Here is an 11,950-nt window from a genome sequence, read left to right as displayed (position 1 = left end):
AAAAACCTTCGCCTGTCGGCGCAAGCGCTTTGGGTATCCTGTCCCGGCACGGCAAGCAAGCCGCCGAGGGGTCTCAACACCTTGGGAGTGCGGCGCTTTCGCGGCAATCCCGTGGTGCCGTCCCGGCGGATATGGTGTAAGTCAGCGAATGAGGCAGCCGGTCGCACCGGCTTTCTGGAGCATGATCAGAACAAGTGGACACCGGTTGTTCGCCCGGATCATGCGGCAAATAAAGGAATCGAGAGTCTGATTGTGTTTCAAAGAGACACGATCAGACTCTAGAGAGCATGATCAGAACAAGCGGACACCGGTTGTTCATCCAGATCATGCGGCAATAAAGGCAGACAGAGGAATTTTCATGTCCGGCAACACGAAGATCGACGTTCAGGCCCACGGTCCCGTCGAAGGCGGTGAATATGTGGTTTTCGTCGGCGCGAACCTGAAGCCGACCCCGGCGGTCGCCAAGCGCATCGGTACCAAAACGGTCGATCTCATCGCCAAGGCTGCTGCTCTCGAGCAGTTCAAGGGCAAGGCCCGCACCGCCCTCGTGATCACCGTTCCAGCAGGGCTGGCCGTCGATCGCCTGGTCGTGGTCGGCGTCGCCGAGGACAAGAAGACTCCCATCGATTGGGCCCAGCTCGGCGGCTTCGTCGCCGGGAAGATCTCCGGCAAGACTGCGACGGTGGTGCTGGACCTGCCGGGCGCTGACGTGACGCCGGAAGCGGCTGCCGATGTGGCGCTTGGCGCGAAGCTCAGGAAATACAGCTTCGACCTCTACAAGACGAAGAAGGACGACAAGGCGGACAGCGGCGCTTTGCGCCTGACGCTTTCCGTTGCCGATCCGGCTGCGGTCAAGAAGGCCCTCAAGGCTGCCGAGGTCGTCGCGGAAGGCGTGGTCATCACCCGCGATCTCGTCAACGAGCCGCCGAACGTTCTGACACCCGAAGAATTCGCTTCCCGTGCCGAGGCCTTGAAAAAGGTCGGCGTCGAGGTCGAGGTGCTCGACGAGAAGGCCATGCGCAAGCTCGGGATGGGCGCGCTCCTCGGCGTCGCCCAGGGCTCGGCGCGCGGGGCGCGCCTTGCGGTCATGCGTTGGAACGGGGGCAAGTCCTCGGAAAAGCCCATCGCCTTCATCGGCAAAGGCGTCGTGTTCGATTCCGGCGGCATCTCCATCAAGCCCGGCGCGGGCATGGAGGACATGAAGGGCGACATGGCGGGTGCGGCCTGCGTCGTCGGCCTCATGCACGCTCTGGCCAGCCGCAAGGCGAAGGTGAACGTGATCGGCGCTATCGGCCTTGTGGAAAACATGCTCGGCGGCAATGCGCAACGCCCCGGCGACATCGTCACCACCATGTCGGGTCAGACCATCGAGATCATCAACACTGATGCGGAAGGCCGCCTCGTCCTGGCCGACGTGCTCTGGTACGTGCAGGATCGCTTCAAGCCGAAGTTCATGATCGACCTCGCGACACTGACCGGCGCGATCCTCGTGGCGCTGGGTCAGGAATTCGCTGGTCTCTTCTCCAACAACGAGGAACTCTCCGAGCGTCTGCTCGCTGCCGGCACGGCGACGGGCGAGCGCATGTGGCGGATGCCGCTGGCGCCCGCGTTCGACAAGATGATCGATTCCAAGTTCGCGGACATGAAGAATTCGTCCGGCCGGAATGGCGGCTCCAGCACGGCGGCATCGCTACTCCAGCGCTTCGTCAACGATGTGCCCTGGGCGCATCTCGACATCGCGGGTGTGGCGATGGGATCGCCACCGACCGAGATCAACAAGGGCTGGGCCTCGGGCTGGGGCGTGCGGGTGCTCGACCGCTTCGTGAAGGACCACTACGAGGCCTAAAAGCCTCCTGGAGATATGTCGCCGCCGATGGCCGAGATCCTCTTCTATCACCTGCAAAGACAGCCGCTCGAGGCCGTGCTTCCAATCTTGCTCGTCAAGACGCTGGAGCGCGGCTGGCGCGCTGTTGTGCAGGCGGTGACGGAGGAGCGTATGGCGGCCCTCGACGATCATCTGTGGACGTTCTCGGAAGAAAGCTTCCTTCCGCACGGCACGGATCGCGAGAGCCATGCGGGCGATCAGCCGGTGCTCATCACGCTGGCGGGGGGCAATCCCAACAACGCGAATGTCCGCTTTCTCGTGGAGGGAGCGGACCTTCCCGCCGATATCGCCACCTATGAACGAATGGTCGTTCTCTTCGATGGAAACGATGAGGAGGCTCTTCAGACCGCGCGCGGCCAGTGGAAGGCGGTCAAGGAGGGGGGGCACGAGGCTACCTATTGGCAGCAGGACGAGCGCGGGCGCTGGCAACGCAAGGCATGAGGTGCCGGGCCTCGTCTCTGGAATGAAACCGGCTCCCTCTTATTTCAACAGCATACCAGAGGATGGACGGGATGATCGGAATTGCGCGGCTTTCAACCATCGCAGCCCTGTGCCTGGCGCTGAGCGCGCCCGTTCATGCTCTCGCGCAGGAGGCGAGGCCTGAACCGCAACGGCAGGAGAGCCGCCAGCCCGAGTCTTCCCGCCTGCCGGCGGAATCCGTCACGCGCCATACCCTCGAACTGCCCGGGCGGACGCTGAAATTCACGGCCACAGTGGGGAGCCTGACTCTCACCGATCCTCAGGGCAAGCCGCAGGCCGAGATCGGCTTTGTCGCCTACGTGAAGGATGACGAAGATCCGGCGAAGCGGCCGGTTACTTTCGCCGTCAATGGCGGGCCCGGCGCATCCTCCGCCTATCTGCACCTGATGGCCTTCGGCCCCTGGCGGCTGCCTGTCGGAGAGGGTTCGATCAGCCCTTCGGCTCCAGTCGGCCTCGTGCCGAATGCGGAGACCTGGCTCGACTTCACCGATCTCGTCTTCATCGATCCGCCGGGCACCGGCTACAGCCGCGTCGTCGGCGATGAGAAGGCGCGCGAGAGCTTCTATTCGGTGAACGGCGACATCGACGGCCTTGCCGCTGTCGTGATGCGCTGGCTGAAGGAAAAGAACCGGCTCGCCTCACCGAAATTCTATGCCGGCGAAAGCTACGGCGGTTTTCGCGGGCCGCTCCTCGCCGAAAAGCTGCAGAGCGATCAGGGCATCGGCTTCAGCGGCCTTGTTCTCGTCTCGCCGGTCTTCGATTTCGGTTGGCTCGACCAATCCTCGTTCGCGCCGTGGGTCGATGCCTCGCGCCTTCCCTCGCTGACCGCCGCGCGGATGGCCCGCAGCGGCCCTGTCACCCGCGAGTCCTTGCGGGAGGTGGAAGCCTACGCATCCGGCGAGTATCTCGCCGACCTGATGAAGGGGCTGCAGGACAAGGCGGCGGTCGAGCGCACGAGCCGTCGCGTCGCGGCGTTGACAGGGCTCGATCCTGCCCTCGTGCTGCGGCTTGGGGGACGTGTCAGCGGCGGCGCGTTTCAGCGCGAGACGCTGCGCGCCACCGGTGAGGTGGTGAGCGCGTACGATGCGGATGTCGCCGGCTACAATCCCGATCCGACCGCGCTCTACACACGCTTCGAGGATCCGGTCCTCACCGCATTGACAGCGCCTTTGACGAGCGCCGTCATCGACCACCTGACGCGCACGCTGAACTACAGGGCGGAAGGGCGCTACAACCTGCTCAACGAGGGCGTCAACCGCGCATGGAAATGGGGCAACGGGCGTGATCCCGTGGAGAACATGAGCGAGCTGCGGCAGGCGCTGGCGCTCGACGGCAAGCTCCGCGTGCTGGTCGTCCACGGCTTCACCGATCTCGTAACGCCCTATTACGCAAGCCAGCTCCTTCTCGATCAGTTGCCCGACTTTGGACCCGAGCGGCGCGTCGCGCTGCGGGTTTACGGTGGCGGCCACATGTTCTATTCGCGCGATACATCGCGTCAGACGTTCCGCGCCGATGTGCAGCGTCTCTTCCAGGATGCGCTGAACGGGCGGAACGGATCGAAAAAGGATTGATGAGAATGCGCGTGCCTGTTGTTGCGTCGATTGCGGCTCTGCTCGTCACCGGCCTTGCGGCCTGCAACAGCAGTCAATCTCGTCCGCCGGTGGTTTCGGCTCCCGTGGCACAGGCCCCGGCCTTTGTCGCCGATACGCCCGATTACGGCCCGGTGCTCGGTCCCGACGGGCGCTGCACGGGCAATGCTCCGGCCACCGCCGCAGCCATCGAGCCCGGCATCGGCGAATGCGACCTCGTGCGCCTCAAGGGCAAGCCCGCAACCGACGTGCTCGTCGGCGAGAGTGGCAAGGGCCAGCGCGAGGTGCAGGTGCTCTATTTCGAGCCAGGCGGGCGCGAGCTGTATTTCTTCGTGAACAACAAGCTCGACCGGATCGTGAAGCCTTAGAAAGTCGCCTCAAGCGGAAGGCGCATCCCCACGCAGCTTTCCGCGAATGGGCATGAGGCCGACGAGCGTCAGCACGGTGAAGGCGGCTCCGGCCATGAACGTGCCTTGCGGGCCGACCTTGTCCCAAAGCGCACCCGCGATCACGCTCGCGACCAGCAGCGCGAGGCCGGTCACGAGGTTGAACATGCCGAAGGCGGTGCCGCGCAATTCGGGTGGCGAGGCATCGGCGACAAGGGTTGCGAGAAGCCCTTGCGTGAGGCCCATGTGCGCGCCCCACAACACCACGCCGAGCGCGATGCCGCCAAGGCCGGGAGCGAAGGCGAGGACGATGTCGGCAGCGAGGAGAAGGCTCAAGCCGATGATGAGGATCGTGATCCTGTCCACGCGGTCGGAGAGAGCTCCCGCCGGATAGGCGGAGAGGGCATAGACCACGTTCATGATGACGAGGACGATGGGCACCAGCGCCACCGGCATGCCGGAGGATTGCGCGCGCAGGATGAGGAAGGCCTCGCTGAAGCGAGCCAGCGTGAACACGCTCGCAACCGCCACCACCCACCAATAGGTCGCGCCCAGTCGCACGAGTTCGGACGGGTGTAGCGGCATGCGGACTTGCCGCAACCCTTCCGGGCGCTCCGGCTCCTTCACCGCGAAGATGATGAGGGTGAGGGACAGGAAGGCGGGAATGACCGCGACCCAGAAGACGGCGGTGAAATGATTGGCGGTCAGCCACATGAGCGCGATGGCGAGAAACGGGCCGATGAACGCGCCCACCGTGTCGAGGGATTGCCGCAGGCCAAAGCTCGCGCCGCGCAAGTTTTCCGGGCTGATATCGGCAATCAGCGCATCGCGCGGTGCGCCGCGAATGCCCTTGCCGACGCGGTCGACGAAGCGCGCGGTGACAAGCCACGCGACGGAGGGAGCGAGCGGAAAGATCGGCTTCGTGAAGGCGGCGAGTCCATAGCCGAGAGCAGCGAGGAGTTTCCGTTTGCCGAGCCAATCGCTGAGCGCGCCGGAAAAGACTTTCGTGATCGAGGCCGTGGCTTCCGCGATGCCTTCGATGATGCCGACGGTCAGTGTCGATGTGCCGAGGACGGTGACGAGATAAACCGGTAGAAGGGCGTGGATCATCTCGGAGGAGACGTCCATCAGGAGGGAAACGAAGCCGAGCGCCCAGATGCTTTTGGGAATGTCCCGCCAGACGACCCATACCGTTGCATCGTCTTTTCGCTCCGACATCGCTAGGCGTCCGCCATCTCGATCTCTCCGCTGACGGTCAGCCACTCTTCTTCGAGCGAGGCGAGGGTGCCCGCCGCCTCGGCGCGCATCTTCGACAGTTCGGTTGCCTTCGCCGGGTCCTTCTGGAAGGCGCTTCCGTCGGCGAGCGCCTGATCGACCTTGCCGATCACCTCCGTCAGTTTCGCCATGCGCGCTTCGAGGGCTTCCAGCTTCTTGCGCAGGGGAGCGAGCGCCACGCGTTTTTCCGCCGCCGCGCGCCGCTCGTCGGTGCGCGAGGCGCTCACGGCTTGCGGTTTCTCGGCGCGCTTTTGCGGGTCGAGATCGCCCGAGAGGACGAGCTGGCGATAATCGTCCATGTCGCCGTCGAACGGCTTCACCGTGCCACCGCCGACAAGCCACAGGCGATCCGCGCAAGCCTCGATGAGGAAGCGGTCGTGGCTCACCAGAACGACTGCGCCGTCATAATCGTTGATCGCTTCCATCAGCGCCTGGCGGCTGTCGATGTCGAGGTGGTTCGTCGGCTCGTCGAGGATGAGCAGGTGAGGACCGTGGAAGGCCGCGAGCCCCATGAGAAGACGCGCCTTCTCGCCGCCGGAGAGGGACGAGATCGGCGTGTCGGCCTTCGAGACGGGAAAGCCGAGCTGCGCCGTGCGCGCGCGGATCTTCGCGATGGGCGCATCCGGCATCAAGGCCGCCACATGGTCGTAGGCGGTCGCCTTCGGATTGAGCTCATCGAGCTGGTGCTGGGCGAAATAGGCGACATCCATCTTTGTCGGAAAACGCACGTCGCCCTTCATGGGCGGCAAGCGCCCGCCGATGAGCTTGCAGAAGGTCGATTTGCCGTTGCCGTTGGAGCCGAGAAGCGCGATGCGGTCATCCGGCGCGATGGAGAGATTGAGCCGGTCGAGGATCGTGCGGTCGCCATAGCCGACGGCGGCGCTCTCCACCGTAATCAGCGGCGGCGCGAGAAGGCGCTCGGGGCTGGGGAGATCGAAGGGAACGACGTCTTCTTCCACAAGCGCTGCGATGGGTTCGAGCTTCGCCAGCCGCTTGACGCGCGACTGCGCCTGCCGCGCCTTCGAGGCCTTGGCCTTGAAGCGGTCGACGAAGGCTTGCAGATGCTTGCGCTCGGCCTCCTGCTTGACCCGCGCTTTGGCGGTCAGCTCCCGCTTTTCCGCCAGTTGCCGGGCGAACGATGTGTAGCCGCCGCGGTAGATCGAGAGCTTGCCGCGATCGAGGTGAAGGATGTGGTTCACGCAGGTGTCTAGCAGTTCCCTGTCGTGGCTGATGATGAGGACCGTGTGCGGATAGCGCGCGAGATAGTCGTAGAGCCAGAGCGTGCCTTCGAGGTCGAGATAGTTCGTCGGCTCGTCGAGGAGCAGCAGGTCGGGTTCCGTGAACAGCACCGCGGCGAGCGCCACGCGCATGCGCCAGCCGCCGGAGAAGTCCGAGCACGGGCGATTCTGCGCCTCTTCATCGAAGCCGAGACCGTGCAGGATCGCCGCGGCGCGGGCAGGCGCGGAATGGGCGCCGATGTCGGTCAGCCGCGTTTCGATCTCGGCACGGCGAAAGCCATCGGCGGTTTCCGCCTCGGCCATGAGCGCCGTGCGCTCCTTGTCCGCCGCCAGAACGACCTCGATCAGGGTTTCGGGGCCGCCCGGAGCCTCCTGCGCGACGCCGCCGATCTTCACGTTGCGCGGCATCGCGATGCTGCCGCTCTCCGTCGGGATCTCGCCCTGGATGATGCGGAACAGGGTGGTCTTGCCCGCGCCGTTGCGCCCGACAAGGCCCACCTTGCTGCCCGTCGGCAGGTTGAAGGAGGCATGGTCGAGGATGAGCCGGTCGCCGATGCGATAGGTCAGGTCGTTCGCGTGAAGCATGGTGTCCGCCTTGTGGCGCGCGGAGGCGGCTCTGGCAAGGCATGATCCGTGCAACGCTGCCAATCTTGACTGTGGCGGGTAACGACCCCAGACAAGTTAGGGTTCGCAGTCGGGAGTTTGGAGAATGCACGTGGATCGTTCGGGCCAAGCAGGCACAAAGGCTTTCGACGTTGCGGAGCTTCTGGAAAAGTTCAGGACCCGCCGGGTGACAATCGGCATCATCGGCCTCGGCTATGTCGGTTTGCCGCTGGCCCTCACCGCCGCGCGGGCCGGGTTCACCGTCCTCGGCTTCGACATCAACAAAGGTTACGTCGAAAAAATCGGCCGCGGGGAGAGCTACATCAAGCATATCGGCCCCGAGCATGTGGCAGAGGCCGTCAAAAGCGGGCGCTTTTCCGCCACCGCCGATTTCGAGCGGCTCGACGAGCCGGACGCGATCCTGATCTGCGTGCCGACGCCTTTGACGAAGCATCGCGAGCCGGATCTCTCCTATGTCGAGAAAACCGCCGAAACCATCGCCCGCCGCCTGCGCCTGGGCCAACTCGTGATTCTGGAATCCACCACCTATCCGGGCACAACGGACGAAGTGCTCAAGCCCATTTTCGAGGCCAAGGGGCTGAAAAGCGGCAAGGACTTCTTCCTCGCCTTCTCGCCGGAGCGGGAAGATCCCGGCAATCCGGATTTCGGCACTTCCACCATTCCGAAGGTGGTGGGCGGCGACGGACCGGAGGCCGTGGCGCTGGCCGATGCGCTCTACAGCCAGCTTGTGGTGAAGACCGTGCCTGTCTCATCCGCCGCGACGGCTGAAGCGGTGAAGCTGACGGAAAACATTTTTCGCGCCGTGAACATCGCCCTCGTGAACGAGCTGAAGGTGGTCTACGCCGCGATGGGCATCGACATCTGGGAAGTAATCGAGGCGGCGAAAACCAAGCCCTTCGGCTTCATGCCCTTCTATCCGGGGCCGGGCCTCGGCGGGCACTGCATCCCCATCGACCCGTTCTACCTCACCTGGAAGGCGCGGGAATACGACATCACCACGCGGTTCATTGAGCTTGCGGGACAGATCAACACGCACATGCCGTACTACGTCGTGGACCGTCTCGCCGAGGCGGTCGACCGCAGCGGCAAAGCCTTCTTTGGCTCGAAGATCCTTATCCTCGGTGTCGCCTACAAGAAGAACGTGGACGACATGCGGGAAAGCCCCTCCCTGAAGCTCATCGAGCTGATCGAGGCGAGGGGGGCGACGGTCGATTACCACGACCCCTTCATCCCCACGCTGCCGACCACCCGCAAGCACGGCCCCCTCGCAGGCCGGCGCTCGTTTCCGCTCGATGCGAAGACTCTGGCGGCATACGACGCTGTGCTGATCGCGACCGATCATGACGGCGTCGACTACAAGATGGTCGTCGATCACGCCAAGGTTGTCGTGGACACCCGCAACGCCTGCGCCCGCGCCGGGATCACGGATGAGAAAGTCGTGAAAGCTTAGGCTCTTGCGGCTGGCCCTGAACCATAAGTTGCGTTTGCCTTAAGGAACTTAACTTGCGACATACGTATCATCTTTGTTGTTTAGGGAATTTTTAATAAGCCCATTCGTTCCAATAGTTTCCGCCTCCCTAAAAAGTGTTCGGAGTACCGCAAAAGCGGCAAGCGGCCGCGCTCTGTGGGGGCTCCTCAATGTTCAGCATTCAAGGCGAATTCGATCGTATCATGAATGGTTATGGGGGGCAGACTCCCATAACTTACGGCGGGGCCGTCAATGGGGGCACCAGCGGTGGCGGCGTCACAGTCATTCACTCTGACGGCAGTGTTTCGACGGATCGATCCGGAGGATACACAACGACGGTAACGACTTATCGTGACGGGTCTGAAACCACTGAAACCCGTAGCCCCGACGGCTCTTGGCGATCGTTAACGACGCTCCCGGACAATGGTGGCACGATCTATGTTTCATTCGATAGCGTGTCGGGTGAGACAGTTAAATCGATAAACACCAATGAAGGACGGCTCACCTACACAACGAATGCACAAGGAATCTTGTTGAGTTCAAATATTACTCGCCCTGATGGTACATTCGAGTCATTTAGGCGCGAAGGTGATGGCGCGTGGACTTTAATTGATAAGCAGATTGGCTCAACTAGAATAATTAACTGTGATTCTGAGGGCTTAAGGACCATTAAAACAGAGAGTGATAGTGGTCTTACAGAAGTAAAAAAATTTAATGAACTTGGCGATCTCGTATACCAGAGCAATTACGACGCCAGGACAGGAGTTTTTAATTCTGTCCAACAAAGTGAAACAGGTCAAAGAATTGAAATAAAAAGGACTGAGACAACGACCGAAAATTGGTTTGGATCGGGCTCTGTCACTGAAATCGAAGAGATCAAGACAATTACGACCCCCGGAAACGGGGTGCGGACTCACAGATCCGTCACTCGGGTTGAAACGGATTTCTCGAGCGAGGCTGGAAACCAGCCTGGCGTGATTGACCATGCTGGCGGGTGGCTGACGGATACAATCAAGGATGCGTGGGAGCGTCTGGCAGACGATAACTCGGGCGCGATGCCTAAGACTGGCTCGACGCGTGTAGACTCTGGAACCGATAAATTTACTCTCGCGATTTTGGCCGGCACTTCATCAGACGACCATTTGTCTGGGGCAGGAGTCGTATCGGGAGGAAAAGGAAGAGATATCCTGGCCGGGAACGATGGCGCGGATATCCTTCTTGGTGGCGAAGGAAATGATACGCTGATCGGTGGCGCCGGTGCGGATCATTTGGACGGCGGAAAGGGCTTCGACTTCGCCAGCTACGCTTCTGCACGCTCAGAGATTACAGCTAGCCTTTTGAGCTCAAGTCAGAACACTGGCGAGGCAGCCGGCGACATTTTTAGTGGCATTGAAGGTCTCATCGGTTCGGCTTTCAACGACAATTTGTCTGGCGACGATAGCGACAACATCATTCGAGCTGGTGCGGGTGCCGATGTGCTGTACGGCGCGAGGGGTGACGATACTTTGGAGGGTGGCGCAGGTGCCGACACGCTGTATGGCGGCGATGGGACCGACTCAATCTATGGCGATGACGGCAACGACGTGATCTGGGGCGGATTTGGCGCGGACACGGCCTACGGCGGCGACGGGTTTGATGTGCTCTACGGTGAGGGTGGCAACGACGCGATCTTTGGCGGGGCCGGGGGCGACACGCTGTATGGCGGCGACGGGGCCGACTCGGTCTATGGCGGTGACGGCAATGACGTGATCTGGGGCGGGTCCGGTGCAGACACACTTTACGGCGGCGCGGGCGATGACTGGTTTGCCGGCGAGAGCGGCGACGACGTGATCTTTGGCGAGACGGGCAACGACGCGGTGTATGCGGGCCTTGGCAACGACACGGTCTATGGCGGGGACGGAGCAGACGTTCTCGAAGGCGGGGACGGTGATGACTACCTGTTTGGCGGCGCTGGTGCGGACACGCTGAACGGTGGGGCCGGCGGGTTCGATCTGGCGATGTACGACGGCGCGTCGGCGGGGGTTGTGGCGAGCCTTGTGTCGGGCGGCACAGCGGGGGATGCCGCGGGGGACCGCTACAGCGGCATCGAGGGCCTTTCGGGCACGCATCACGCGGACCGGCTGACGGGCGATGAGAACAATAACTGGCTGTTCGGCCGCATGGGCGACGACACGCTTGTGGGCGGGGGCGGAGCGGACGTGCTCGACGCCGACATCGGCAACGACGTGATGTATGGCGGCACGGGCGACGACCTGGCCTATGGCGGCGACGGCAACGACCTTGCCTATGGGGAGGACGGCAACGACCGTCTCGATGGTGGCAACGGCCACGACAGCCTGTATGGCGGCTCCGGCAACGATGTGCTGCTCGGGCGCTATGGCAACGATGTGCTCGACGGCGGAGAGGGCAACGACAATCTCGATGGCGGCGACGGCGACGACCGTCTCTATGGCGGCAATGGCAACGATTATCTCCTGGGTTGGACCGGGAACGACGTACTGAACGGCGGCGCCGGTGCAGACACGCTGGACGGTTCCGCTGGGTTTGACTTTGCGGATTACGGATACGCGACGTCGGGCGTCGCGGTGGACATGCTTTATGGCGGCAACAACCGCGGCGAGGCGGCCGGTGACGTGCTGATCTCGATCGAGGCCGTGATCGGCTCGGCCTATGGGGACGAGTTTTATGGCCATCAGGGCTACAACGAGTTCTGGGCCGGTGGCGGCAACGACCTGCTGGAGGGCCGTGGCGGCGGGGATTACCTCAACGGCGGCGACGGCTATGACTTCGCGGTGTACTGGAGCGCGACCTCCGGGGTGCGGGCGAGCCTGGATCGGCCCTCGATCAACACGGGCGATGCGGCGGGCGACATCTATGTGAGCATCGAAGGCCTTGGCGGCTCGGGGTATGGCGACATGCTGCAGGGCAATGCGTCGAGCAACGACCTTTACGGCTATGGCGGCAACGACGAGCTCCTGGGCGGCGGCAGCGGCGACTACCTGAAC

At 63.0% G+C, this 11,950-nt stretch carries 8 protein-coding genes and 1 pseudogene; 7 read left to right on the top strand and 2 right to left on the bottom strand.

Translation table 11 applies throughout. From position 1 onward, the window contains the following. Nucleotides 1-358 precede the first annotated feature (358 nt). From DQW91_RS07365 to DQW91_RS07350, 4 genes are all read left to right on the top strand, one after another. Nucleotides 359-1,846, top strand: coding sequence for a leucyl aminopeptidase (locus DQW91_RS07365; protein ID WP_112662970.1), 1,488 nt, complete (start codon nt 359-361; stop codon nt 1,844-1,846). Between the two features lie 27 nt (nt 1,847-1,873). Continuing rightward, on the top strand, nt 1,874-2,326 hold the full coding sequence (locus DQW91_RS07360) for a DNA polymerase III subunit chi (protein ID WP_112663306.1): 453 nt from the start codon (nt 1,874-1,876) through the stop codon (nt 2,324-2,326). A 71-nt stretch (nt 2,327-2,397) separates the two neighbouring features. Beyond that, the gene (locus tag DQW91_RS07355; RefSeq protein ID WP_112663305.1) at nt 2,398-3,936 is read left to right on the top strand and encodes a S10 family peptidase; all 1,539 of its coding nucleotides are present in this window, start codon (nt 2,398-2,400) and stop codon (nt 3,934-3,936) included. 5 nt (nt 3,937-3,941) lie between these two features. Continuing rightward, nucleotides 3,942-4,322 carry a hypothetical protein gene (locus DQW91_RS07350; RefSeq protein ID WP_112663304.1) on the top strand — a complete coding sequence of 127 codons (381 nt, stop codon included), beginning with the start codon at nt 3,942-3,944 and terminating at the stop codon, nt 4,320-4,322. A gap of 9 nt (nt 4,323-4,331) precedes the next feature. On the opposite strand, the gene DQW91_RS07345 is transcribed toward DQW91_RS07350, so the two are convergent. After that, nucleotides 4,332-5,558, bottom strand: a complete 1,227-nt coding sequence (locus DQW91_RS07345; protein ID WP_112662969.1) for an MFS transporter — start codon at nt 5,556-5,558, stop codon at nt 4,332-4,334. Nucleotides 5,559-5,560: 2 nt separating this feature from the next. Further along, nucleotides 5,561-7,438: an ABC-F family ATP-binding cassette domain-containing protein gene (locus tag DQW91_RS07340; protein WP_112662968.1), complete on the bottom strand. Its 1,878-nt coding sequence runs from the start codon at nt 7,436-7,438 to the stop codon at nt 5,561-5,563. Nucleotides 7,439-7,562: 124 nt separating this feature from the next. Here DQW91_RS07340 and DQW91_RS07335 point away from each other — a divergent pair, with 124 nt between their 5' ends. From DQW91_RS07335 to DQW91_RS16550, 3 genes and pseudogenes are all read left to right on the top strand, one after another. After that, nucleotides 7,563-8,927: a nucleotide sugar dehydrogenase gene (locus tag DQW91_RS07335; protein WP_112662967.1), complete on the top strand. Its 1,365-nt coding sequence runs from the start codon at nt 7,563-7,565 to the stop codon at nt 8,925-8,927. A gap of 188 nt (nt 8,928-9,115) precedes the next feature. Next, nucleotides 9,116-10,228 (top strand): annotated as a pseudogene (locus DQW91_RS17350) (calcium-binding protein); the annotation flags it as partial. 54 nt (nt 10,229-10,282) lie between these two features. Continuing rightward, nucleotides 10,283-11,950, top strand: a 1,668-nt coding sequence (locus DQW91_RS16550) for a calcium-binding protein (RefSeq protein WP_281024014.1), incomplete at its 3' end; no start/stop codon positions are given.

Origin of the sequence: Microvirga flavescens (assembly GCF_003290125.1) — a bacterium.
Classification (GTDB): domain Bacteria; phylum Pseudomonadota; class Alphaproteobacteria; order Rhizobiales; family Beijerinckiaceae; genus Microvirga; species Microvirga flavescens.
Note: the sequence above shows the minus strand (reverse complement) of the source record. Positions and strands in the feature narration are given on the sequence as shown.